General features: G+C 29.8%; 22 protein-coding genes. 10 read left to right on the forward strand and 12 right to left on the reverse strand.

Annotated elements, in window-relative coordinates; all coding sequences use genetic code 11:
• The first annotated feature begins 1 nt into the window (after window position 1).
• The 4 genes from GYM72_RS04905 to GYM72_RS04920 are packed head-to-tail and all read left to right on the forward strand — an operon-like array spanning window position 2 to window position 6,250.
• Window positions 2–2,152: a DEAD/DEAH box helicase family protein gene (locus tag GYM72_RS04905; RefSeq protein WP_255571599.1), complete on the forward strand. Its 2,151-nt coding sequence runs from the start codon at window positions 2–4 to the stop codon at window positions 2,150–2,152.
• Window positions 2,145–3,476 carry a restriction endonuclease subunit S gene (locus tag GYM72_RS04910; RefSeq protein WP_220263627.1) on the forward strand — a complete coding sequence of 444 codons (1,332 nt, stop codon included), beginning with the start codon at window positions 2,145–2,147 and terminating at the stop codon, window positions 3,474–3,476. Before GYM72_RS04905 ends, GYM72_RS04910 begins: the two co-directional genes overlap by 8 nt.
• A 3-nt stretch (window positions 3,477–3,479) precedes the next feature.
• A complete protein-coding gene (locus GYM72_RS04915) occupies window positions 3,480–4,598 on the forward strand; it encodes an AAA family ATPase (protein ID WP_220263628.1) in 1,119 nt (372 codons plus the stop codon).
• 20 nt (window positions 4,599–4,618) lie between these two features.
• Window positions 4,619–6,250: a type I restriction-modification system subunit M gene (locus GYM72_RS04920; RefSeq protein ID WP_220263629.1), complete on the forward strand. Its 1,632-nt coding sequence runs from the start codon at window positions 4,619–4,621 to the stop codon at window positions 6,248–6,250.
• A gap of 995 nt (window positions 6,251–7,245) precedes the next feature.
• On the opposite strand, the gene GYM72_RS04925 is transcribed toward GYM72_RS04920, so the two are convergent.
• Window positions 7,246–7,884 (reverse strand): porin family protein, encoded by a 639-nt coding sequence (locus GYM72_RS04925; protein ID WP_220263630.1) that lies wholly within the window; start codon window positions 7,882–7,884, stop codon window positions 7,246–7,248.
• A 790-nt stretch (window positions 7,885–8,674) separates the two neighbouring features.
• The gene (locus GYM72_RS04930; RefSeq protein WP_220263631.1) at window positions 8,675–9,694 is read right to left on the reverse strand and encodes an asparaginase; all 1,020 of its coding nucleotides are present in this window, start codon (window positions 9,692–9,694) and stop codon (window positions 8,675–8,677) included.
• Window positions 9,695–9,761: 67 nt separating this feature from the next.
• Between GYM72_RS04930 and GYM72_RS04935 the strand changes: the two genes are divergently transcribed.
• From GYM72_RS04935 to GYM72_RS04945, 3 genes are all read left to right on the forward strand, one after another.
• Entirely contained in the window at window positions 9,762–10,442 is a 681-nt protein-coding gene (locus GYM72_RS04935) for an RNA methyltransferase (protein ID WP_220263632.1), read from the forward strand.
• Window positions 10,439–11,326, forward strand: coding sequence for a hypothetical protein (locus GYM72_RS04940; RefSeq protein WP_220263633.1), 888 nt, complete (start codon window positions 10,439–10,441; stop codon window positions 11,324–11,326). The genes GYM72_RS04935 and GYM72_RS04940 overlap by 4 nt, the downstream gene beginning before the upstream one ends.
• 87 nt (window positions 11,327–11,413) lie before the next feature.
• Window positions 11,414–11,947 carry a GNAT family N-acetyltransferase gene (locus GYM72_RS04945; RefSeq protein ID WP_220263634.1) on the forward strand — a complete coding sequence of 178 codons (534 nt, stop codon included), beginning with the start codon at window positions 11,414–11,416 and terminating at the stop codon, window positions 11,945–11,947.
• A gap of 74 nt (window positions 11,948–12,021) precedes the next feature.
• Here GYM72_RS04945 and gyrB read toward each other — a convergent pair whose 3' ends face one another.
• The 5 genes from gyrB to GYM72_RS04970 form a co-directional block, all read right to left on the reverse strand.
• Window positions 12,022–13,959 carry a DNA topoisomerase (ATP-hydrolyzing) subunit B gene (gene gyrB, locus GYM72_RS04950; RefSeq protein ID WP_160543257.1) on the reverse strand — a complete coding sequence of 646 codons (1,938 nt, stop codon included), beginning with the start codon at window positions 13,957–13,959 and terminating at the stop codon, window positions 12,022–12,024.
• Window positions 13,960–14,117: 158 nt separating this feature from the next.
• Window positions 14,118–14,876, reverse strand: a complete 759-nt coding sequence (gene tpiA, locus GYM72_RS04955) for a triose-phosphate isomerase (protein ID WP_220263635.1) — start codon at window positions 14,874–14,876, stop codon at window positions 14,118–14,120.
• A 17-nt stretch (window positions 14,877–14,893) separates the two neighbouring features.
• On the reverse strand, window positions 14,894–15,988 hold the full coding sequence (locus GYM72_RS04960) for a BT_3928 family protein (protein WP_220263636.1): 1,095 nt from the start codon (window positions 15,986–15,988) through the stop codon (window positions 14,894–14,896).
• Between the two features lie 10 nt (window positions 15,989–15,998).
• Window positions 15,999–16,541: a DUF1599 domain-containing protein gene (locus tag GYM72_RS04965; protein WP_166006132.1), complete on the reverse strand. Its 543-nt coding sequence runs from the start codon at window positions 16,539–16,541 to the stop codon at window positions 15,999–16,001.
• 25 nt (window positions 16,542–16,566) lie between these two features.
• The gene (locus GYM72_RS04970) at window positions 16,567–17,604 is read right to left on the reverse strand and encodes an acyltransferase (protein WP_160565069.1); all 1,038 of its coding nucleotides are present in this window, start codon (window positions 17,602–17,604) and stop codon (window positions 16,567–16,569) included.
• Between the two features lie 491 nt (window positions 17,605–18,095).
• Between GYM72_RS04970 and folP the strand changes: the two genes are divergently transcribed.
• Both folP and serB read left to right on the forward strand, forming a co-directional pair.
• Window positions 18,096–18,917, forward strand: coding sequence for a dihydropteroate synthase (folP, locus tag GYM72_RS04975; RefSeq protein ID WP_220263637.1), 822 nt, complete (start codon window positions 18,096–18,098; stop codon window positions 18,915–18,917).
• A 32-nt stretch (window positions 18,918–18,949) separates the two neighbouring features.
• Window positions 18,950–20,182 (forward strand): phosphoserine phosphatase SerB, encoded by a 1,233-nt coding sequence (gene serB, locus GYM72_RS04980; protein WP_220263638.1) that lies wholly within the window; start codon window positions 18,950–18,952, stop codon window positions 20,180–20,182.
• A gap of 65 nt (window positions 20,183–20,247) precedes the next feature.
• Here serB and mtaB read toward each other — a convergent pair whose 3' ends face one another.
• Window positions 20,248–21,582 (reverse strand): tRNA (N(6)-L-threonylcarbamoyladenosine(37)-C(2))-methylthiotransferase MtaB, encoded by a 1,335-nt coding sequence (mtaB, locus tag GYM72_RS04985; RefSeq protein WP_220263639.1) that lies wholly within the window; start codon window positions 21,580–21,582, stop codon window positions 20,248–20,250.
• A gap of 131 nt (window positions 21,583–21,713) precedes the next feature.
• Window positions 21,714–22,448: a carbonic anhydrase gene (locus GYM72_RS04990; RefSeq protein ID WP_160543249.1), complete on the reverse strand. Its 735-nt coding sequence runs from the start codon at window positions 22,446–22,448 to the stop codon at window positions 21,714–21,716.
• A 188-nt stretch (window positions 22,449–22,636) separates the two neighbouring features.
• Here GYM72_RS04990 and GYM72_RS04995 point away from each other — a divergent pair, with 188 nt between their 5' ends.
• Window positions 22,637–23,824 carry an MFS transporter gene (locus GYM72_RS04995; RefSeq protein WP_220263640.1) on the forward strand — a complete coding sequence of 396 codons (1,188 nt, stop codon included), beginning with the start codon at window positions 22,637–22,639 and terminating at the stop codon, window positions 23,822–23,824.
• Between the two features lie 75 nt (window positions 23,825–23,899).
• Here the strand turns inward: GYM72_RS04995 and GYM72_RS05000 are convergent, their stop codons facing one another.
• From GYM72_RS05000 to trxB, 3 genes are read right to left on the reverse strand one after another with little or no spacing between them, the layout of a single operon-like run.
• Window positions 23,900–24,763 (reverse strand): glycosyltransferase family 2 protein, encoded by an 864-nt coding sequence (locus tag GYM72_RS05000; protein WP_220263641.1) that lies wholly within the window; start codon window positions 24,761–24,763, stop codon window positions 23,900–23,902.
• Between the two features lie 26 nt (window positions 24,764–24,789).
• Entirely contained in the window at window positions 24,790–25,404 is a 615-nt protein-coding gene (gene recR, locus GYM72_RS05005) for a recombination mediator RecR (protein WP_220263642.1), read from the reverse strand.
• A 24-nt stretch (window positions 25,405–25,428) separates the two neighbouring features.
• Entirely contained in the window at window positions 25,429–26,385 is a 957-nt protein-coding gene (gene trxB, locus GYM72_RS05010; RefSeq protein ID WP_220263643.1) for a thioredoxin-disulfide reductase, read from the reverse strand.
• Window positions 26,386–26,506: the final 121 nt, after the last annotated feature.

A 26,506-nucleotide genomic window follows, 5' to 3' on the forward strand; every position in this document is an offset into this window, starting at 1 on the left:
TATTGAAAAATGTTTATTTGTAGTTGACCGGAAAGACCTCGATAGACAAACCCGGGAGGAATTCAATAGATTTCAGGAAGGGAGTGTAGAAGAAAATACCAATACATTAACATTGGTAAGGCGTTTGCTTTCTACCGACTATGCAGACAAAGTAATTGTTACTACCATCCAAAAATTGGGTTTGGCTTTAGCTGAGGAAGATAGTAAGCATAACAAAGCAAAGGAAAAAAACGGTAAAGAAATTTATAAAAAGAGGTTAGAACCTTTGAAAGATAAACGTATGGTTTTCATTTTTGACGAATGCCATCGTTCTCAATTTGGAAATTATAATACAGCGATAAAAGCGTTTTTTCCCAATGCAAAGCTATTTGGTTTTACAGGTACACCCATTTTTGAAGATAATGCGACTAATGTTATAAGAGAAGATGGAAAAGCAACATACAAAGTGACTAAAGATATATTTGATCAAGAGTTGCATAAATATACCATCACTCATGCTATTGATGATAGAAATGTATTGCGTTTCCACATAGATTTTTTTAAGGGCAAAAATTCTACTAAAATAAATCAAGGAGAAACGGTTAAACGAAAGGCTGTTGTGGAGTCCATCTTGGAGAAGCATAATGGAGCAACCAACAACAGAAAATTTAATGCTATTTTGGCTACTGCTTCTATCAACAATGCTATTGAATACTATCAGTTATTCAAAAAAGTTCAGAAAAAGAAACAAAGCGAAAATCCTGATTATCTGCCGTTGAATATTGCTTGTGTATTTTCACCACCCGCTCAGTTAATTGCTAAGGATGGAGACCGTCAAAGCCAAAAGAATGCAGCAGATATCAAGCAACTTCAGGAAGATTTAATTCAGGAAAGAGAAGACAATACACAAAACCCTGAAGAAAAGAAAAGAGCTTTAACGGAAATTATTACCGATTACAATATACAATACGGTACGAATCATAGCATCCATGAGTTTGATTTATACTATCAGGACGTACAAAAACGCATTAAAGATCAAAAATATAGTAATAAAGATTATCCACATAAAAATAAAATTGATATTACCATAATAGTGGATATGTTGCTCACAGGTTTTGATAGCAAATACCTTAATACTTTGTACGTAGACAAAAACCTAAAATATCACGGACTGATTCAGGCATTTTCACGAACCAATCGGGTACTCAATGATTCCAAGCCTTACGGCAATATCTTAGATTTCCGTTCGCAGCAGGATGCCGTAAATCAAGCTATCGCTCTTTTTTCGGGAGAAGACAGTGGACAGTCCAGAAAAATTTGGCTGATTGATCCTGCTCCGGTAATTATTGAAAAATATAAAGAAGCCGTAGATAAATTGGGAGATTTTATGCAACAACAAAACCTTGTTAATGAACCGCAAGAAGTATACGGATTGAGAGGAGATGCTGCAAGGATTACCTTTGTGAAAAATTTTAAAGAGGTACAACGGCTTAAAACCCAGCTTGATCAATATACAGACTTGGATGAAGATCAAAAAACTACCATCGAAACCATTTTACCTTACGAAACTTTACAAAGATTTAGAAGTTCGTATTTGGAAACAGCGAAGCGACTAAGAGAAATCCAGCAAAAAGGAGGCGATGAAGTACCGCCCGAAATTCAACAACTGGATTTTGAATTTGTATTGTTTGCCTCTGCTATAATAGACTATGATTATATCATGAATCTGATTGCAGACAATATGCAAAAGAAACCTTCTAAGCATAAGATGACTAAAGAACAGGTAATTAGTTTGCTGAAATCCAATTCCAATTTAATGGAAGAAGAAGAAGATTTAACCGAATATATCAACAGTTTGGATTGGAACAGCGGTCAGGATGTAAAGTCGCTTTATCAAGGGTACAATACATTTAAAGTTCAAAAACACAACAAAGAACTAGCTGCCATAGCTCACAAGTACGGATTAGAAATAGCAGACCTGAAAGCTTTTGTAGAAGAGATCATGAGCCGGATGATTTTTGACGGGGAAAAGCTTACGGATTTATTAGAACCCTTAAGTTTAAGCTGGAAAGAACGCAGGGTTAAAGAATTAGCATTGATGGAAGACCTAGTACCCCAATTAAATAAATTAGCCCAAGGACGTGAAATATCAGGATTAACAGCTTATGAGTAAAAAGACTAAATTAATACCTGAATTGCGTTTTCCTGAGTTTGTGGATGAAGGGGAATGGGAAGAAAAGAAGTTAATTGAAACGACTGAAGAAAGAGTAAAATGGAGTTTTGCTGGTGGGCCTTTTGGGTCAAATTTAAAAGCTACAGACTATACAAAAGAAGGAATTCGAATTATTCAACTTCAAAATATTGGCGACGGAGAATTTAATGATGACTACAAAATATATACTTCAGAAGAGAAAGCTAATGAACTACTAAGTTGTAATATTTACTCAGGTGAAATTATTCTTTCGAAAATGGGAGATCCAGTTGGTAGAGCTTGTATTATACCAGATATCTTGAAAAGATGTGTTATGGCATCTGATGGTATACGATTGGTTGTAGATGAAAAAAGATATTCAAAATATTTCATCTATTCTCTAATAAATTCAATACATATTAGGACAGCCATTGAAAAAAAAGCAACAGGTTCAACGAGAAAAAGAATTGGTTTAGATGAATTAAAAGCAGTAAAATTAATAATTCCTCAAAAGTTAGAACAACAAAAAATAGCTTCTTGCCTTTCCTCTTTAGATGAGATGATAGCAGATCAAGGCCAAAAGCTGGATCTGCTTAAAGACCACAAAAAAGGATTAATGCAAAAGCTTTTTCCTCAAGAAGGGGAAAAAGTACCTAAATATAGGTTTAAGGAATTTGAGAAAGATGGAGAGTGGGTGGAAAAGAAAATAATTGAGACAACAGATAAAAAAATCAAATGGAATTTTACTGGTGGGCCTTTTGGTTCAAACCTAAAAGCTAGTGATTATACAACAGAAGGAATTCGAATTATTCAACTCCAAAATATTGGTGATGGAGAATTTAATAATGAATACAAAATCTATACTTCAAAAGAGAAAGCCGATGAATTGTTAAGCTGCAATATCTACTCGGATGAAATAATCTTATCAAAGATGGGTGATCCTGTTGGTCGAGCTTGTATTATACCATCTTACCTAAATAGATGTGTTATGGCTTCTGATGGCATAAGATTAGTTGTAGACGAGAAAAAATACTCGAAATATTTTATTTATTCAATAATAAATTCAAAACAAATAAGAGAAGCTATTGAAAAAAAATCAACAGGTTCAACCAGAAAAAGAATTGGTTTAGATGAACTAAAAGGAATAGAGTTAATGATACCTAATACTATCAAAGAACAACAAAAAATCGCCTCTTGCCTATCATCCTTAGATGCTTTAATTACAGCCCAGACAGAAAAGATAGAACAATTAAAACTACATAAGAAAGGATTGATGCAGGGATTGTTTCCTAAAATAAACGACTAGAATATGAATACAATAATTAATTTTACAAATCTTGCAGAGGTAGCCAAACATCTCCGAAAAGACTTAATAGGAGATAATCATAAAATGAAAAATTTGGTATTATTATTTGCTCATAATGGTAGTGGTAAAACCCGGCTTTCCATGGAATTTAAACAGGCCGGAAAAAAGGTTAATGTTGATGGTAATGTAACCAGTCGGGATACTTTATATTTCAATGCGTTTACTGAAGATTTATTCTCCTGGAATAATGACCTTGAAAATGATACCAACCGAGTACTTAAATTAAATCCTGAATCTGTATTTTTTGACGGATTACATGAGTTGGATTTGGATGTCAAAATTGAATCATTCTTTAATAATTATGTAGATTTAAAGTTCGACATCGATTATGATACCTCCACCGTAGCTTTTTCACGAAGCATGATTGTTGACGGAAATGAACAAACTGCTGAGAATATTAAAATCTCAAGAGGAGAAGAAACCTTATTTATATGGTGTTTTTTTCTTGCCATTTGTCAGTTAGCTATTGATAAAGACCCTGCATACAGTTGGGTGAAGTATATTTATATTGATGATCCCATATCCTCTCTTGATGAAAATAATGCTATTGCGGTTGCTTGTGATTTATGTAATTTAATTTCCACAAAAGGTAACATGATTAAAACGGTAATTTCAACGCATCACAGCTTGTTCTTTAATGTACTTTTCAATGAATTTGGTAGAAAAAAACTGCAGTATAAACGTTATTTTTTACATAGTAAAGGAACTGATGGTTATGCTTTACAAAATACCAAAGATACCCCTTTTTTTCATCATATAGCCATACTGAGCGAATTAAAAAAAGTCTGTGAATCAAATAAAATTTATACCTATCATTTTAATTCCTTGAGAAGTATTTTAGAAAAAACGGCAACTTTTTTTGGATATGATAAAATTGATAAATGTATTGTCGGTTTAGAAGATGAAGTACTTTTTGAACGGGCATTACAATTATTCAGCCATGGTAAATATTCAATATTCGACCCCGTAGAAATGGGAGATGACAACAAAGAACTTTTCAAAAGAATTTTTACCGGTTTTACTGAAAAGTACGAATTTCATTTTCCAGAAATATTTAACTAAGAAACTTAAACAGAAACAGTATGACACAACAAGATAAAAATAAATTAGGGGATACACTTTGGGATATAGCAGATCAATTGAGAGGAGCCATGAATGCGGATGACTTTCGTGATTATACGCTTTCGTTTCTCTTTCTCCGGTATCTGTCTTTTAACTATGAAGAAGCTGCCAAAAAGGAATTAGGAAAAGATTATCCCAAAAGTCCTTCTAAAGATAATCGAGCTGATTTTATTGTGCCTCCCCCTTTAAAAATCTGGTATGACAAAAACCAAGAGGATATAGAAGATTTTGAAATGCAGATGCGTAGAAAAGTGCATTATGTTATCAAACCTAAATATTTATGGAGTAATGTTACCGAACTAGCTCGTACTCAAGATAATGATTTATTGGAAACACTCCAAAAAGGGTTCCGTTACATTGAAAACGAATCGTTTGAAACCACATTTAAAGGTTTGTTTTCTGAAATCAACCTGAACTCGGAAAAACTCGGAAAAACTTCCAAAGAAAGAAATGATAAGCTTTGTAAGATAATTACAAAAATAGCCGAAGGCATTGCCGATTTTTCTACAGATACCGATACTCTTGGAGATGCTTATGAATATTTGATTGGAAAATTTGCCGCCGGTTCAGGAAAAAAGGCAGGAGAGTTTTATACACCACAACAAATTTCATCCATTCTTTCCCGAATTGTTATCTTAGATACTCAAGACCCTGTAAGAGGTCCAAAATCTAAATTAGACAAAGTATTGGATTTTGCCTGTGGTTCGGGTTCGTTACTATTAAATGTAAGAACCAAATTAAGGGAAAATGGCGGTACTATAGGGAAAATATACGGGCAGGAAAAAAACGTAACGACTTACAATCTGGCACGTATGAATATGCTTCTACACGGCATGAAAGATACCGAGTTTGAAATTTTCCACGGAGACACTTTGCTTAACCAATGGGATATATTGAACGAAATGAATCCTTCTAAAAAGATCGAATTTGATGCCATAGTAGCTAATCCGCCTTTTAGTTTACGTTGGGAGCCTAACGATACTCTGGCAGAAGATTTTCGTTTTAAAAGCCATGGCTTGGCACCTAAATCAGCAGCTGACTTTGCTTTTTTATTACACGGATTTCACTTTTTAGCTAAAGAAGGTACTATGGCTATTATATTGCCTCATGGTGTTTTATTTCGTGGAGGAGCAGAGGAGCGAATACGAACTAAGCTATTAAAAGATAATAATATTGACACGGTTATTGGTTTACCTTCCAATTTATTCTACTCAACAGGTATTCCGGTTTGTATTCTGGTTTTGAAAAAATGTAAAAAAGAGGATGATATTTTGTTTATTAATGCCGGTGAACATTATGAAAAAGGTAAAAGGCAAAATTCATTAGAAGATAAACATATAGATAAAATTGTCGAAACATATCAGAACCGATATGAAATAGAACGATATTCTCGTAAAGTTTCGATGGAAGAAATTGAGAAAAATGGGTATAACCTAAATATTTCGAGATATGTAAATATATCAGAAGAGGAAGTACCAATTGATTTACAAGAGGTGAATAAAAAATTGATATCAATAAACGAAAGCATAAAAACAAATACGGATAAACATAATGAATTTCTAAAAGAGCTGGGATTACCTCCTATTAACTAATAAAAAGAGTTATAAATTTAATGCAAGGCGCAAATATCTATATTTAGATACTTACGAAAAGCTTGAATAAAACTATGCTGAACGTATGATAATATACATCGGTTTAATCAATGTTTAATTGAAGTTTTTCTTTTTTAGGAGTGTTATCAAACCGTTACCGTAATATAAAAATTGGATATTATAAAACAATGTTACGATATTTTAGAAAGAGACCATCCTCTCTGCTAATAAACTCGCTTATATAGCTGGTTTTCTTGTATTTATACGGATTATAGCGCTTTTTTACGTTTTTTTACTTGTGCCTAATACTACTAATTTTTTGTTGCATTATTTTAAATTTGTAACAAAAGTTTATTACAATTTTGGTATGATCAATATTTAGGATAAGATTTTATAAATACATGGATAATTAAATATACCTGAAGTAAAAGCTATATTTAATTTATCAATAAAAACATATATGAAATTAAAGATATTTGACATATATTTAATAAAACTATAATAAATTTAAATTTATTCAATTTAATATTTTAAATATCTATCAAATTACATAGCAAAACTTAACTTTTTTATAAATATAAAATGAAAATAATTATTTAATCAAAATATTCTTTATCAGTTTTTTCAAAGTACTTGTATAATTGATTGCTTTTCAATTGATTTTTACTACTCACATTTTCGTTTAAGTTTTCATATTTATTTTACAAAAATAAATTTTAGATTATTAAAATTTATATAGTAATAGTATATATATAAGATTTTAATAAAAATAAATATTCTATACTTATAAATATTAATAACTAATAAAAAATTAATATAAAATAAAGTAATAAAAATATTTTTAAATAAACATAATTTTATTTAAACATCAAATCAATTATTTTGGAAAATTATATTTTTGGAATTTATTTATAGTTAAGCCTAATATAGTTTAAATTAAAATCACTACTTAATAAATTACAAATTACTAATATATTAATGATTATTTAATAAGTTTAAAAAAAGTAAAAATATGATACCGCAAGATTTGATGTATTATGAGACTTATACCATTTCCCATGTTTTGAATATCCATTATTATCTTTATAAATATCATTTAATCCAAAATTATATCTAAGCCCCACTTCATGCTTTCTTAAAAAGCTTACGCCTCCACCTAGACCTGCAGAAATATCAAATTTTGAAGCCCCTCCATACCATCTTTTATCCCTTCCTTTATTTTTTTCTTTAATTAAATACCCAAATTGAGGGCCTACTTCGATAAATAATTCGTGAGTTTCTTTACCTCTACAACATGGCGGAAATATAAAGTCACCAAAATAGTATTTTACCATTAATGGAACATTTATATATGATTGAAAAAATTTAGTATTCATTTCTTTTCCGTCTTTTTCCCCTTGTTCAGAGTAAACTATTTCAGGTTTAAAAAACCAAACATCATTAAAATCATTTAAAGGAATTTGTGCAAATAAGCCAATAGCAGGAGCAAAAATACGTGTTTCGGAATGTCTATGGATATTTCTAACATTAGTAAATTGTAAGCTTCCCTTAACACCATATTGAACTTGTGATTTTAAAATAGAAATATTTAATAACAAAATAGTTATATAAACAAATGGTATATTTCTTATCATACAGTTTTTATTATTTTTTATTAATACTTATAAATCTTATAAAAATATATTCTTAAATTTAATATTCTCAATTTTTTTGCCAAAGGTAATAATTAGTTTCTGAAAATAAAACTGAAAATAAAAATGGAATTTTATTTACTTGACCACAATTATAATATGATATGTAATATTTAATTTTCCAAATTTTAAGCCATTTATATTTTCAAATAATATAAATATATATGAATATTCAACTTACTACAATAATTTGATTTAATCTTAAATATTTTTGATTTCATATTTTTTTATGGCATTATTTAAAAAAATTGATTTTAAAATAATTTTCATTTTATAATTAAATTTATAAAATATTTTTTTATTATAAAAATATTATTTTAAAATATTTTTTATATAATTTATTTTAAATATATATTTATTTTATGAGAAAATTATTGTTTATAAATAAATATATACATCAAAATTATTGTTATTAATATTGTTAAATTTTAAATATAATTTATATTAAAATTGAGTGATATATTTTTTACAATTCCTAATAAAAATAGATATTCTCAATCTAAAAAAGAGTTGAACTTATATTTTAATTATGTAAAAATTTATATATTTGCAGAAATTAACACTAAGAAAAGCATATGCCATGAAATTTAAACGGTTTATTTCATTACTTAATTTGGAAAATTCTTTATTATTTGTAGCTTTAACTTTATTTTATTGCTCTGTTAAAATGCTTAAATTTGTTACTTCCTATTAATTTAAAATATATTAATATATTCACAATTTATTTATATTTTTAAGTTATTTCACCGGATAAATTTTCCTCAAACTGTTTTTTGAGTATTTTACCTTTTAAATTTTGTCCGAGTAAATGCATTAGCTTAGTTGTGGCAGCTTCTACTGTTATATCATATCCACATATTACGCCTAAATCTTTAAATATGAGGCTATTATGATATTTCCCAAAATTTACATTTCCTCTTATACACTGTGTAATAACTATAATTTCTTTTCCTAACTCCTTGGCTTTATGTAAGGCTCTTAAGGTTTCTTTGTCGGAAGGAATATTTCCCGAACCGAAGGTTCTTAAAATAATCCCTTCTAGATCATTGTCTGAAACCATTCGATCTAATAAATACTTATTTTTTCCCGGAAAAAATGTGAATATATCAATTTTATTAACCAGATTTTTATTTACCTTAAAATCTGTATGACTAGGTTTTAAAAGATATTCTTTAAAAACTCCAAGATTAACGCCGGACTCTCCTAATTTAGGATAATTGGGAGAAATATAAGCATCAAAATGTTCTGCTGAGAATTTGGTTGTTCTGTTTGCTCTATATAATTTATATTCAAAATAAATACACACTTCGTTGATAACAGGCTTATCATTCTCATATAAAGAAGCGTAATATATTGAAGTTATCAAATTTTCTTTGGCATCTGTTCGCAATTCACCAATTGGCAATTGAGATCCTGTAAATAGTACAGGTTTTTTCAATCCTTGTAACATAAAACTCATCATAGAAGCAGTATAGGACATCGTATCCGTACCGTGCAATATTACAAATCCGTCATAGTTTAAATAAGAATTTTCAAGTATATTACCTAATTTAATCCAATCATGAATATCTATGTCTGAAGAATCAATAGGTTTTTCAAATACGTTGATATCTATATCTACATCAATTAGTTCTATCTCGGGTATATGCTTTAATAGCGCATTAAAATCAAAAGGTTTTAGTGTTCCGGTACTATACTCTTTGATCATTCCTATAGTTCCTCCTGTATAAATTAATAAAATCTTACGTTTCATTTATATTTCTCGGTTTTAAATTGCAATTTATGAAAATATTAACAGCTTTAATTGTTATTTTTGAAACATGATTTCTAAAGAATTTTTGAATAATTTGGATTTATATAACTATTTAATAGATTTTATATCAAAAGAAAAATTTGAAAAAATAGAAAATTTAGTTAATTACAGATCAAATTATGTACTTCCCATACTTGAAGATCTGTATCAATATCGTAATGCCGGTGCCATAGTTAGAAGTATGGAAGCTTTTGGGTTTCAATCATTGATCGCCCTGGAAAACAGAAATGAATTTAAGCCGGAAAGTACTGTAGCAAGAGGAGCCGATAAATGGATTGATATCTCTTATAAATCTTCAAATCTGGAATCTTTAAAAGAAATTAAAGAAAATGGGTATCAATTGGTAGCAGTTTCTCTTGAAAAAAATGCTATAGATATTTATGATTTTCAACTAACTCAGCCAACAGCTTTAATTTTCGGTACTGAATTTAAAGGTATAAATAAAGAAACTTTAAATTATGCTGATGCGTGTATTAAAATTCCAATGTTAGGTTTTACAGAAAGTCTTAATGTTTCTGTAGCAGCCGGAATATGTTTTTATGAAATGAGAAAGAAATTGGAAGATAGTCATTTAAATTGGCAGTTAACTGAAATTCAAAAACTTAATTTAAAAATAAAATGGGCTATAAAATCGGTTAGTTCAGGTGAGGAAATTGCAGCCCATTATCTTAAATCTTTAAAACGATGAATAAAACACCTATTATACTTTTAAGTTTTATCTGTGCTTTTGCACATTCTCAAACTATTGAAGAATCTTCATATACAGAAAAAAACAAGATTATGGAATCCTTAAGTTTTACATTACCAATTTGTAATAAGGAAGTCCTAGTAAATACTTGGAAGAATTTTATCAAAAAACAAGGAGGTAAAGTGAAAGGTGGAATTGTTAATAAAGTGTATGGTTCGGATATTAAATTTTCACCAAATGGTGAAAGATGGTTAGGAAATTTTGCATATGAATATAATGATGATAAAAGTATGACGATATTCACTTCTTTTCATAATTTATCCAATACTTTCATCAATTCAAATACTACTGAAAAAGAATTAGCAATCCCAATTCTTGAAGAATTTAAGTTAGACATTCAAAAATCTTGTGTAATTGATGATTTAACGAATGCGAAAAGTTTTACCATAAAGCTTACTAAAGAAAAAGTTCGTAATTCCGATAGAATTTTATATTTAGAAAAAATTATTCGTGACGATTACAACAAAATTGACTTAAAAGCCAACTCCAAAATTTCTGACAAAGAACAAGATAATTTAACTAAAATTAAAGAAAGGATAATTTTAAATGAAGCGGAGTTACAAACTTTAAAAAACCGTAATAAAGACATTGATCAAGAATTAAATTCTCAAATATTGGTCATTCAAGGTTTCCAAAACAAATTAGACTCTCTAGAAGGTAAAGTTTATACTGAACGTCAGAGTGAAAATAATATTTCAACTGAAATTGAACCGAATATTAATTATAATAATTCTGCTACCATTAGTACTGATAATAATGAAAATTTAAATACAACTGATCAAGAAAAAGATTATCATTCTTCAGATTATTTTGATAATCATTAATAAATTTGTTTGTTTTGAAATAAATTATATTCAATTTTTTAATAAAAGTATTTACTCTCAATTTTAAATAAAATTCCATAAATTAATATGAAACTTGAAAAATTAAATCTTTTAGATCAAAATGAAATTACATTTGTCGAAAATAATTATATAAAATCTTTTCCTGTTGAAGAAAGGAGGCCTACGGATCAAATGTTTAAACTTTATGAAGATTATAAAGATAAATTTAAAATATTATTATGTATAAAAGACAACGAAAGAATCGGTTTCATTACTTACTGGAAATTAAATACTTTTACATTTATTGAACATTTTGCGATTTCTTCTGTTTATAGACAAAAAGGATATGGAAGTAAGATTATGCAACTATTCATAGAAAAAATTTCACAACCTATTGTACTTGAAGTGGAGCCTCCAACTTCACATTGGGATATACGTCGAATTAATTTTTATGAACGTTTAGGTTTCAAATTATGGAATGAAATAGAATATAAACAACCATCCTATCATCAGGATGGTAAAAGTTACCCAATGAAATTAATGTCTCTTCGTGAAATACAACTAGATAAAAAAGAAATAAATGTTATAAAGTTAATTCATTCTGAAGTGTATCAAGTTTAAATTAAATCTCATCAATAAAAAAAGCCTATTTAATAAAAATAGGCTTTTTTATTATATATAAATGTTAAAATATTTTAAGCATCAATATTTGCATAAACAGCATTTTTTTCAATAAATTCTCTACGAGGCGGTACATCATCTCCCATTAACATGGAGAATATACGATCTGCCTCTGATGCATTATTGATAGTAACTTGTCTCAACGTTCTTTTTTCAGGATTCATAGTCGTATCCCAAAGCTGTTCAGCATTCATTTCTCCTAAACCTTTATACCTTTGAACGGTAAAACCTTTACCTTGAGCATTACCTAATTGTGAAGCTATTTCCTCTCTATGTTTATCATCCCAGGCATAATATTCTTTATTTCCTTTTTTCAATAAATATAAAGGAGGGGTTGCAATATAAATATATCCTTTTTCTATCATTTCTTTCATGTAACGGAAGAAAAAGGTTAATATTAAAGTTGTAATGTGAGAACCGTCTACATCCGCATCGGTCATAATTACCACTTTATGATATCTTAGCTTAGAAAGGTTTAATTCTTTGGAATCTTCTTCTGTACCAACAGATACCCCTAAAGCGGTATAAATATTTTTTATTTCATCACTTTCAAATACTTTATAGCTAACAGCTTTTTCTACATTAAGTATTTTACCTCTCAATGGAAGGATCGCTTGGAAGTTTCTGTCTCTACCTTGTTTGGCTGTTCCCCCTGCTGAATCTCCTTCGACTAGGAATAACTCACTTTCCTCTGCTTTACGTGAAGAACAATCAGCTAATTTTCCCGGCAATCCGCTTCCTCCTAATGGAGATTTTCTTTGTACGAGTTCTCTTGCTTTTTTAGCCGCTTGTCGCGCTTTTGCTGCAAGAAGAACTTTTTGAACAATTTGTTTTGCTTCATTAGGATGTTCTTCCAGATAATTAGTTAACATTTCGGCAACTATTTTATCTACAGCAGAACTAACTTCCGAATTACCTAATTTAGTTTTAGTTTGTCCTTCAAACTGAGGTTCCATGACTTTAACGGAAACAACAGCAGTCAAACCTTCACGAAAATCGTCACCGGTAATTTCAACCTTTTCTTTTGCCAAATTAATATTTTCATCGGCATATTTTTTCAAGGTTCTGGTTAACGCCCTTCTAAACCCGGTTAAATGCGTTCCCCCTTCATGTGTGTTGATATTATTTACATATGAATGAATATTTTCCGTATAGGAAGTATTGTATCTCATCGCAACTTCAACCGGTATTTCATCAATCTCTCCCTCCATATGGATGATTTCATCCATTAAGGGTTCTCTGTTCTCATCTATAAATTCGACAAATTCCTCTAATCCTCTTTCAGAATAAAATTCTTCCGATCTAATGTTGCCTTCTTCATCTACTTCACGTTCATCTGATAAAGTAATAGTAATTCCTTTGTTCAAAAATGAAAGTTCACGAAGACGAGTGGCTAATGTATCGTAATTATAAATAGTTTCGGTAAAAATTGAACTGTCGGGAATAAATGTTACTGTAGTTCCTGTATGGGTGGAAACCCCAACAATTTCAACAGAAGTTAATGCAACCCCTTTAGAGTATTTTTGCTGGTATTGTTTACCGTCTCTGTTTACGGTAGCAATCAATTCAGTAGATAATGCATTTACACAGGACACTCCCACTCCATGCAATCCTCCGGAAACTTTATATGAATCTTTATCAAATTTCCCTCCTGCTCCAATTTTAGTCATAACCAATTCTAAAGCAGACAATCCCGTCTGCTTATTGGTATCAACAGGAATACCTCGACCGTTATCTTTTACCGTTATAGAATTATCTTTACCTATACTTACATTAATAGTATCGCAATACCCGGCTAAAGCCTCATCAATGGAATTGTCAACTACCTCATATACTAAATGATGTAATCCTCTAACTCCCACATCCCCAATATACATGGAGGGACGCATACGTACATGTTCAATTCCTTCAAGCGCTTGAATACTATCTGCAGTATATTTTTGTTCACTCATTTTTTAATCGTTAATTTATTTCAAGAAATGCTTACAAATATACGTAAAAATATTGATATTTACTAGTATTTAGGGTATTTCATACTCTTTAAAACCAAATAAAAAAACAGATTCGAATAAATGAATCTGTTTTTTCTAAATCTAATTTTATAATGTAATTAAATTTCTTTGTATGTATTGATTAATGATCCAAAGTCTTTAACATTTAAAGAAGCCCCTCCTATTAATCCACCGTCAACATCCGGTTTTGAGAAAATTTCTTTAGCATTATCCGGTTTCACACTTCCTCCATATAGAATGGATACTGAATCAGCTACTTCTTTTCCATATTTATCAGCAATTAATGAACGGATATATGCATGTATTTCTTGCGCTTGTTCCGGGGTAGCTGTTTCGCCGGTACCAATAGCCCAAACCGGTTCATAAGCAATTACCACTTTAACTATTTCTTCAGCTGATAAGTTAAACAAAGCAATTTCGGTTTGTCTTTTAACTACTTCAAAATGTTTACCTGCTTTTCTTTCTTCTAATAATTCTCCGTTACAAAAAATAGGGGTTAAACCATTATCTAAAGCAATTTTAACTTTAGCTCCTATTTGTTCATCTGTTTCTTTATGATATTGTCTTCTTTCAGAATGGCCAATGATTGAACCGTCTACCTGAATAGAGGTAAGCATTTCTGCGGAAATTTCTCCTGTATATGCTCCCGATTTGTGTTCGGAAATATCTTCAGAAAAAACTTGTACATTTTTATGATTTGCTTTGGCATTTTCTAAATATATAAAGGGTATTCCTACAATAACTTCACATTTAGGTGAATTAGATTGAATAAATGAGTCAATTTCTGCTAATAAAACTTTAGCTTCAGGCAATGTTTTATTCATTTTCCAATTTCCGGCTACAATTTTTTTTCTCATATGTATGTTTATTAAGTTTATAATTTTTCTATTTCATTCACGGTTGGAAAATCATTACCATTGTATTTGGCAACAACTATTCCTCTTTTTAATATTAATACCCCGGGATTGCTTCTATTAATTGTTTTTAATGTTGTTTGATCTGTAATGCATGAAGATAAAGGATTCAAATATTGTGGATCATTCGTTAAAATAACAAAATTAAGTTTTTTCTCCTTAAATTGAAAAGTGATTTTTCTCAATTTAGCTCGTTCAATAATACTAAGTTTTTTTGCAAATGGCACAGTAATTATTACTATTTTTTCTTGATCTAAAATATCTTGCGTTATATCATTTCCTAAACATTCTACTGTAAAATCGTGAACAGAAGGTAATTTTGCCTCTTTTAAAATTTTAACCGAAGTATCGTTGATCTTCCACGTTAGGGTGTCTTTCCAAATTCCGGAACTGATATATTCTTCTGAATTCATTTTTTTAATCTCATTATTGGATGTATTCTTGAGTGTATATATAATTATATTTTGCTCCGGTTCACCGTCATTCATACCTTCTTTAAGATTTTTTCCCACAGCATAAGATCTAAAATCAATGATGGGTAAATGGGCAATCCCTTGATAAACAGTCCATAAGCAGATAGCAAAAGAAACACTTATGATTATCCAATTAATTTTTACAGAAAATACAGAATGGATATATTTTGAACCGAAAACTAAGATTAAAATCATTACCAAAAGGACAATATCTTTTCCAAATGAAGTCCACGGCGTTAATTTAAGCGCATCTCCAAAACAACCGCAATCAGTTACTTTGTGGAAATATGCAGAATAAAAAGTTAAAAATGAAAAGAAAATTATTAATAAAACTAAAGAAGAAAGCGTAAATTTTTTCCAAACTCCCAATAAAAGAAATACACCCAACATGACTTCAAAAACCACAAAAAAAATAGACAACGGAAGTGCTAAATGATGTAAGCTCGGCAGATTAAACACACTTTCTCCAAAATATTCTTCCAATTTATATGAAAATCCAATGGGATCAATAGTTTTAACATAACCGGAAATTATGAAAACTACTCCAACAAGTATTCTAAAAAATTGAGTTAAGAATTTCATGTAACAACAATTAATTAATTTCCTGATGAAGAATTAAAGCAAAAACAGAATAATTTAGAATATCAAAATAATTGGCGTCTAAACCTTCGGAAACTAATGTTTTACCTTCATTGTTTTCAATTTGTTTTATACGCAATAATTTTTGCAAAATTAAATCTGTAATTGAACTTATTCTCAGATCTCTCCAAGCCTCACCATAGTCATGGTTCTTACGCATCATTAAGTTTTTAGCCCGGCTAACCTTTTCATCGTAAAGCTGTACAGCCTCTTCTAAATTTAAATCAGGATTTTCTGCAATTCCTTTTTCCAATTGAATCAATGCCATAATAGAATAATTAACTATCGCTAAAAATTCTTCGTCGATTCCCTCTGAAATTTTTTGATTTCCTTTTTCCTGAATAGTTCTAATTCGATTGGCTTTGATATATATCTGATCTGTTAAGGAAGGCAATCGTAATATTCTCCAAGCCGATCCGTAATCAATCATTTTTTTTATAAATAATTCCTTACAAACTGAAATTACTGAATCAAATTGTTCTGATGTTTTTTCCATTATTCCATTAATACCTACAAATGTACTATTTAACTATATATTTTCCTAAAGGTATCTTGTCTAAAGTATATAATATGATAATAGATATTAGTAAAGTGAGTAAGGTAGTAATCGGAATAGAAAATAAAGGATTAAAAGAAAATGCGCTTAGTCCCAATTGTTCAACTAAGGCCATAACTAACACATGTATTAGGTAAATTCCGTAACTGTATTTACTTATAAAAGATAATATTTTACTTTTTTTATTGAACACCGGAACTAAAAAGAAAAGTAGAAAAACAGAAAGAGCTTGAAATAAATCCCACGGCTTATATTGTTCTATATAAAAATTGTTCATTTTTGACGTTATATAGGTATCAAAGCAAATCCCAAAATAGGACAATAAATAAATAGTTAAACATACATAAACATAATATTTAACATTATATTCATATTTTCTTCTTATTAAATAATATCCTAAAACTAAATATCCCAAGAATTCGGAATATAGTTTTATATAGTTAACTAAATAAACGGTACTAAAGAACGTATAGAAAATTAAAAATATTAAAAAACAAACAACTATAAAATATAATTGTTGTTTTGGATTACTATCTAAAATCCATTGATTGATAATCGGATATAATAGATAAATTCTTATAATCATATAAATATACCACATATGGTAACTCGCTCCCGAAACCAATTCTAGATAGGTATAATCTATAACAAATCTAAATCCCAGATCCACATGATCTTTATAATGAATACCTAGTATTTTAAAGAAAATATATATTAAACTCCAAAATAAAAAAGGTATTAATATTCTCGATAATTTTTTGGTAAAATGTTTAAATGTGTATTGCTTTCCCAAAGATAATAAACCGGTCATCATAACAAAAACCGGTACACCAAACCGGGCTATATTAATATAAAAGTTTGATATCCACCAACTTTTATTAGGAATACTTCCATACTGATGGCACATTCTGGCAGCCACATGCAATAAAATAATTCCTATTGCCGAAACAGCCCTAAGATTATCAATCCATATGATATTATTTTTATTCACAGATTTTTTCATTTAATCCTAGTTTTAAGAGCGCAAAAATAAATTAATTTTACTTACTATATCTTTTTATTTATAGTTGTTTACTAGTTGACTATATTGTTAATTGCATGACAGATAAGATCTGAATACATTTTATCTCTTAATTTTACGATTAAATTTTGAAATCTATTGGTCTATCATTTCATTAAATTGTTACAATATAGTTTATTATACTATTTTAATAATTATATAAAGAACTATCCTTTTTTAATTAAATTAATTATTTTAAAAATTAATATAATAGTAATTATTTTTTCAAGTACAAAAATATAAATAATATAATAATAATAAAATACTGGAAAGTAATTTCATAACCATTTATATTTTAAAATATTTATACTTAATTATAGATATAATTTATAACTAAACCTCATTAATATAAAAACGGATGATATTAAACCGTATGTCAATATTTATTTTAAACTTTATTTATTTTTTTAAATTTACAGCTTCAAATACGATATATGACAATTAATATTAATGGTGATTTGGTCGATTGTAATGAACCTAAAGTAGCCGGAATACTAAACGTTACTTCGGATTCTTTCTTTGATGGTGGCAGGTATTCCACTATTGATAAAGCTTTAAAACAAACAGAAAAAATAATAGATGAAGGCGCAGATTTCATAGATATTGGTGGACAATCCACTCGTCCGGATTCCGAATTTTTATCTGATGAAAAAGAACTAAGCATAGTAATTCCTGTAATTAAAGCTATTAAAAAAGAATTTCCTCGGGTAAAATTATCGATCGATACCTTTTGGTCTAAAGTTGCCATTGAAAGTGTCAATGAAGGAGTGGGAATGATTAATGATATTTCGGGAGGTACTTTAGATGATAAAATGTTTGAAACTATGGGAAAGCTCAACGTTCCTTATGTTTTAATGCATATGAGAGGAACTCCTCAAACTATGGGAAATTATACAGATTATGAAAATCTAATCACCGATATTAATTATTACTTTTCTAAAAAAATTAGTGAGTTACGAGAATTTGGTGTCAATGATATTTTATTAGATCCTGGATTTGGATTCAGTAAGACTTTACAACAAAATTACGATTTGCTGAAAAATATAGATAAATTCAAAATATTTAATCTTCCTTTATATATAGGAATTTCCAGAAAGAGTATGATTTATAAATGTTTGGAAACTTCTGCTGAAGATGCATTGATAGGTACTTCCGCATTAAATTTGTACGCTTTACAAAAAGGTGCTCATATTTTGCGTGTTCATGATGTGAAAGAAGCAAAACAAATGATTAAACTGTGGAAAATGTTAAATTAATAATTAAATGATTTAAAATAATTAATTTTCACATGAAAAATTCATCAGAAATAATTTTAGTCAGCATATCAGGAGTTGATAAACCGGGGATAACAACAGCAATCACTCATATCTTAGGAAAATATCATGCTAAAATACTTGACATTGGGCAAGCCAATATACATCATTCTTTATCCTTAGCTATTATTTTCATGTCTGAAAACGGTAGTTCCGGAAATATTTTAAAAGAAATTTTATTTAAAGCCAATTCATTAGAAATTAATGTTAGATTTTCAGCTTTAACCAAAGAAGAATACAGCAATTGGGTTAAAGTTCAAGGTAAAAACAGATACATAATAAATATTTTAGGTAAAGAAATTAGTGCTAACCAAATTTCTGAAGTTTCTAAAGTTTTATTAGATTTTAAACTTAATATCGAACGGATTATACGTTTAACTCAACGCATACCTTTAGATCGAAATATTGATCGAACTTGCTTTGAATTTGCTGTAAGAGGTAATCTATCTAACCTAAAAGAAATACAAAATAAATTCTTATCCTTATCATCTGATTTAAATATTGATATTGCCTTACAGGAAGAAAACAGGTACCGAAGAATGAGACGCCTGATTTGCTTTGATATGGATTCAACCTTAATTCAAACTGAAGTTATCGATGAACTTGCAGAAAAAGCCGGAGTTGGAAATGAAGTTAGAGCCATCACTGAGTCTGCCATGAACGGAGAAATAGATTTTTCCGAAAGCTTTAAAAAAAGAATAAAGTTATTAAAAGGCTTGAATGAAAACGTTTTAAAAGAGATAGCAGAAAATTTACCTATTACTGAAGGTCTCGAACGATTAATGGGAGTTCTAAAGAAAAGTGGATTTAAAACAGCAATTATATCCGGAGGATTTACCTATTTCGGAGACTATCTCAAAGAAAAATTCGGATTTGATTATGTATTTGCCAATAAATTGGAAATTATTGATGGAAAGTTAACAGGTAATTACATTGGAGATATTGTGGATGGCAAAAAGAAAGCCGAATATTTAAAATTAATTTCAACTTTTGAAAATATAGATATACAACAAACTGTTGCGGTTGGCGATGGAGCAAATGATTTACCTATGTTATCCATAGCCGGACTTGGAATTGCATTTCATGCGAAGCCAACGGTCAAACAAAATGCGAATCATTCCTTATCTACCATCGGATTAGATGGAATTTTATATTTCTTAGGATATAAAGATTCATCCGAAGATATAGAAATGACGTCCATTTCTTAACATTTGATTGTAAAATTAAATAAACGTAAACCATTGGTTGATGTGTACTAATTTTAATACTTAGATTAGTAAGCTGCAATGGTAGATCTTACAAGCACATTTCCAAAAGAATCAAGCTTTTCCAGGTAAACTTCTTCTAATTGGTTAATAAGTTTAGGATTATAAGGTTGGCTAACGCGTACGTAATTTTCAGTATATCCGTACATCATCCCATTTTTGTTCTCATGCTCCCAAAGAACCGTTTTAACTTTGCCTAATTGAGATTCATAAAATGCATGGCGTTTTTTTTCAGACAGAATTTTTAACATTTTATTCCTTTTTTTGCGCTCAGAATAAGGTACCCTGTCTTCCATATGAACAGCTTCTGTATTATCCCTCTCCGAATAAGTGAAAACATGTAAATAACTAATCGGCAGATTTTGTAAAAAATTATACGTTTCTAAGAACTTTTCTTCCGTTTCTCCTGGAAAGCCTACAATTACATCAACTCCTATGCAAGCATCTTTGATTACAGAATGTATCTTATGGATTCTCTCGTCGTATAAATGAGTCAGATATCTTCTCTTCATTTTCTTCAATAAATCATCGCAGCCGGATTGCAAAGGAATATGGAAATGAGGAACGAAAATTTTCGAATCAGCAACATAATCAATAATCTCATCCTTAAGCAAATTTGGTTCAATTGAAGATATTCGTATGCGTTCTATGGCTTCTACCCTATCTAAATTCTGTATTAATTCTAAAAAAGTATGTTGATGTTTTTTATTTCCAAACTCACCTTTTCCATAATCGCCAATATTCACGCCTGTAAGTACAATTTCTTTAATTCCTTTCTCAGAAATTTCTTCGGCTTGTTTAATAATGGTTTCAAGCTCTGCAGAACGTGAAATTCCTCTTGCTAAAGGAATAGTACAATACGTACATTTATAATCACAACCATCCTGTACTTTTAAAAAAGCACGTGTTCTATCTCCAATTGAATAGGAACCTACAAAAAAATCAGCTTGATCAACTTCACAAGAATGAACTTTTACTTCAGAATCTTTTTTAAGATCCATAATATACTTGTGGATATTAAACTTTTCTTTTGCACCCAAAACTAAATCTACCCCGTCAATCTTACTGATTTCATGCGGTTTTAATTGAGCATAACAACCAATAATACAAATCAGAGCATCAGGATTTAGATGTAATGCTCTTTTAACGATAGTTTTACACTCTTTATCGGCATTATCGGTTACCGAACAAGTGTTGATAATATAAACATCTGCTATTTCTTCAAAAGATACCTTTACAAATCCTTCCTCTATTAATTGTCGGGCAATTGTAGAAGTTTCAGCAAAATTTAATTTACATCCTATGGTATGAAAAGCTACGGATTTCCTGATTTCGTTTAGCATAGTGCAAAATTACGTATTTAATTTATTTACTGAAATTAATATAATTAGTATTAAATAATTTTTATGATTTTATTAAAATTCCCTGATTATTAAAAGTATAATCAGGGAATTTAAGATATGACTATATTTTTTTAATTATTAAATATTTTTCTACCGTTTAAAGGTTGAAGAGGTCTGTTATTTGATTTTGGTAAATGATATTTTATTTCATCAATTTCTTCTTCGCTCATTGTGATCGGATTTTTAAATACGATCCAAGTAACATTTTCTGCACAAGGAGGGGTAGTCAAAGATCCTAAATAAGTGTAATAGGATTTATCTTTTGGATATAAATTTTCAGGATTGAATTTTATAACCGTATTAATTTTTCCTAACCCTTTTAATGTTTTAAAAATTTCGAGTTTTTCAAAATAAGAATTTAAATTGCCCTCTTTTACCATAACACCAATTACCAATACTGAACCATCTTCTGCTTTATGAACAAAATGTAATTCTAACGGGTATCTAACTCTATCAATGGTATGTTCAGATTCTTCATGAGCATGGAATTGAACTAAGGTATAAACTTTTTTGTTGTACGTAATGGTGCTTCCCGATTTAAAATCAAATTGAAGAGAATGCCCATTGTCTTCGATATCCTCGATTTCTCCCGATCCGTAATTAAATTGTATAGGCGATAAATCTTTTTTATAGTTAGATTTTGAAATGTTAATTGGCGATTGAAATTTACCTGTACCGCATTGTTTTCCTTCTTCCAATTCTCCCCAATGTTCCGGAGAAGATTCTCCTTCATATCCCCAATGATGATTTTGAGAATAGCTCATACTTGCAGCAAGTATACTTAAAAATAAAAATACTTTTTTCATTGTTTTATCTATTATAATTTAGCACAAAATTATATAACCATGAAACAATATAAATGTTAAATTTTTGTTAATTAGTTTAATTTAAAACAAAATCTCCTCATTTAAGAGCTTTACATAATATTTTATGATTTTACAAACTTGCGAATTAAATTTGCAGCTAATTTTCAAAAAAAAACAAAATTTCATAGATGACTAACACTATTGATTCGAAGCCTAACAATCTATCACCCAAAAGAATCCGTTTGGGGGTATTTGCTTTTTACTTTTCACAAGGAATCTGTTTTTCCAGCTGGGCCAGCAGAATTCCTGACATTAAAAACTTTTTGAAATTAGGGGATGCTTCTTGGGGAACTATTTTATTAATGCTGCCGGTTGGTCAAATTTTAGGGATGACCCTATCGGGGTTTTTAATATCTAAAATGGGAAGTAAAAAAATATTGATAGCTTCTCTGCCTTGCTATGCCTTAAGTTTATTATTAATAGGATGTTCACAAACCGAATTAATGTTAATTCTTACTTTAATTTTGTTTGGCTTTTTTGGTAATTTTTGTAATATTTCCGTTAATACTCAAGGAATACTTGTTGAAAATCTATACAAAAAATCCATCATGTCTTCTTTTCATGGAGGCTGGAGCATAGCCGGATTTACCGGTTCTTTAATAGGTTTAGTAATGGTAAACTTAGGATTATCGCCTTTTCAACATTATCTGTTTATTCTTTTTACAGTAGGGGTACTTATTTTGTTTAATTTCAAATATCTACAAATAGACGCAAAAAATATTTCTGATAAAAATTCAGAAACAAAAAGTACAAAAGAGAAGCAAAAACCTGAAAAATTTTTATTTCTTCTGGGAATTACTGCTTTTTGTGGTATGGCTTCCGAAGGTGCCATGTTTGATTGGAGTGGGATATATTTTGAAGAAATCGTTAAAGCTTCTAAAAATTGGGCTCCTTTAGGTTTTACCTCGTTTATGATTATGATGGCAAGCGGTCGTTTTATTGCTGATCATGCCATACAAAAATGGGGAAGAAAACGTGTAGTTCAACTAAGTGGTATAATGATATCATTGGGCTTATTTATTTCTGTTGCCTTTCCTAATTTGATTATCACCACTTTGTCTTTTATGATTATCGGTTTAGGAGTATCCAGCATAATACCCACTATTTACAGCTTATCAGGACAGAAAACTAAAATTCCAACAGGCATGGCATTGACTATAGTTTCCAGCATAGGATTTATAGGTTTTTTATTAGGTCCTCCGGTTATAGGTTACATATCCGAAGCTCTTAATCTTAGATTTTCCTTTGCTTTAATAGGTATTTTTGGAATTTGTATTTTTATTCTTTCTTCAAACTTAAAAGTTTTTAAAGATTAAAATAAGTAATTTTCCATAAAAAACAATGCTCATAAATTTGAATAGTTTTATGAGCATTATTTTATAAATATTATATTATTTTTTTCTTCGCATGCTAAATATTAGTAAAGCTAAAAAATATCTTATTTTTAAACCGAACAATAAAAAAATATACATTACAAAAGGCTTTTTAAAATATTTTCTTACAAAAATTTCCATAGCATTATAGAAATTTTTGTAATACGATTTATCTATTCTAGTTGCCGCTCCTTTATAATGTATTATAGAAGATTTCCCGTAATAATAATTTTGATAACCGGCTTTTAAAATAGTATAACTTAGATCGATATCTTCACCATACATAAAATAAGATTCATCGAAACCTCCTACTTCAGTATATATTTTTTTTGTGGTAAAGAAAAAACATCCTGTTAAAATTTCCACTTTTCCTATATCATATTCACCCAATTCCGTATTATAATAGCCTTTAGATTTTGTTGATTTACTAAAAAATAATTGGCTGAATAACTTATCAAATGTATTTTTAGGATTCGGATAATTTCTTTTTGATTCCGGTTGATACTGATTGTGTTCATCGGTAATTCGAACCCCTAAGGCTCCAAATTTTTTTGCATGTTCGGCAAAAGGTATAATTTTTTCAAAAACATCTGGCTTAACAATAGTATCGGGATTGAGAATTAGTAAATAGTTTCCCTTTGAATACGTCACACCTATATTATTTGCTTTAGAGAAACCTAAATTTGCCGAGTTTTGAATCCATTTAACTTGATGAAATACTCGCGTTATAAATTCTTTGCTTCCGTCATTGGAATTATTGTCTACAATAATAATTTCTGCATCAATTGTTTTTATTGCATGTAAACAACTTTGAATGCAATTTTTTAAAAGATCTTTTACATTATAATTAACAATAATAATTGAAAGTTGTTTCAAATTCATTAATTATTTTTTAATTACTATAAGAACTACTTAATTCCTTGTTTATAAGGTACTCTGTTTTGTATGGAACGTATTAAAGTTAACTCATCCGTATATTCAAGTTCATCACCAACTCCTATTCCCCTTGCTATTGCCGTGAATTTTATATGAGAATCATTCAATACTTTATACAAATAAAACATGGTTGTGTCTCCTTCTATAGTAGCACTTAATGCAAATATAATTTCCTCTGTTCCCTGTTCTTTAATTCTCTCAATTAGCGGATTGATACACAAATCGGTTGCGCTAACTCCTTCCATAGGGGAAATTCTTCCCCCCAATACATGATATTTTCCATTGAACTGTTGGGTACTTTCTATTGCCATTACATCTCTTACATCTTCAACCACACAGATAATTTTTTCATTTCGATACGGATTTGCACAGATGGTACAGATCTCAGTATCAGATAGATTGTTGCACAATTTACAGTGTTTTATTTCATGTACTAACTGACTAATTGATTTTGATAAATTATCTGCCTGAATTTCAGGTATATCCAATAAATGCAAGGCTAAACGTAGGGCCGTCCTCCTACCAATACCCGGAAGTTGTGAAATTTCTTCAACTGCTTTTTCTAATATTTTGCTGGGATAATTCATACAATCATCAAGACCGGCTTAAATTTAATGATGATCTAGGGACGATACATATTTTTCTGCATCCAAAGCAGCCATACAACCTGCTCCTGCGGCAGTAATTGCTTGTCTGTATTTTTTATCTGCAACATCTCCCGCCGCAAAAACTCCCGGAATATTTGTTTCTGTACTAAATGGCTTAACATGTAAATATCCGGTTTCGTCCATTTCCAATTTACCTTTAAATATCTCGGTATTGGGTTTATGTCCGATAGCAATAAATATTCCGTCTACATCCAATACTTTTTCTTCTTTGTTTAAATTATCTATAACCACTGCTTGAGAAACCAAGTTATTATCGCCTTTCAAATCATGCAATTCGGTATTATACATAAGTACAATATTAGTGGTAAGGTCTACTCGTTCTTGCATAATTTTAGAAGCTTTTAAATAATCTTTACGTACAACCATATAAACAGTCTTACATATTTTTGCTAAATACGTGGCTTCCTCTGCTGCCGTATCTCCGCCTCCTACAACTACCACATTTTTACCTCTGTAGAAAAATCCGTCACAAGTGGCACAAGCAGAAACTCCGCCTCCTCTATAGGTTTTTTCAAAATCTTTACCTAAATATTTTGCACTTGCACCTGTTGCAATGATAATAGTCTTCGTTTTAAATTCTTTTCCCGATATAGTTTTTACTACATGTATGTCTCCAACATTTTTTCCTAATTCAACCTCTGATACGGTATCGATGATAACTTGTGTGCCGAATTTTTCGGCTTGTTTTTGTAAATGAATCATCATTTCAGGACCGGTGATCCCGTCGGGATATCCGGGAAAATTTTCAACTTCGGTGGTAGTCGTTAGCTGTCCTCCTAATTCTAAACCGGTGATCATAAGAGGATTCATTTCTGCTCTGGCAGCATAAATTGCAGCCGTAAATCCTGCAGGGCCGGAACCTATAATAATAGTTTCTAATATATCTGTATTTTCTGTCATCTTTATCATATATAATTAACCGGGCAAAGTTACTAAATTTATCTTTGAGACTATGTGTAAGTCTATATAAACTCTATATAATGCTATTATGATTTACTATCTAAAGGGCCGGTAAATGAAT

The organism is Apibacter sp. ESL0404, from assembly GCF_019469245.1.
GTDB lineage: Bacteria > Bacteroidota > Bacteroidia > Flavobacteriales > Weeksellaceae > Apibacter.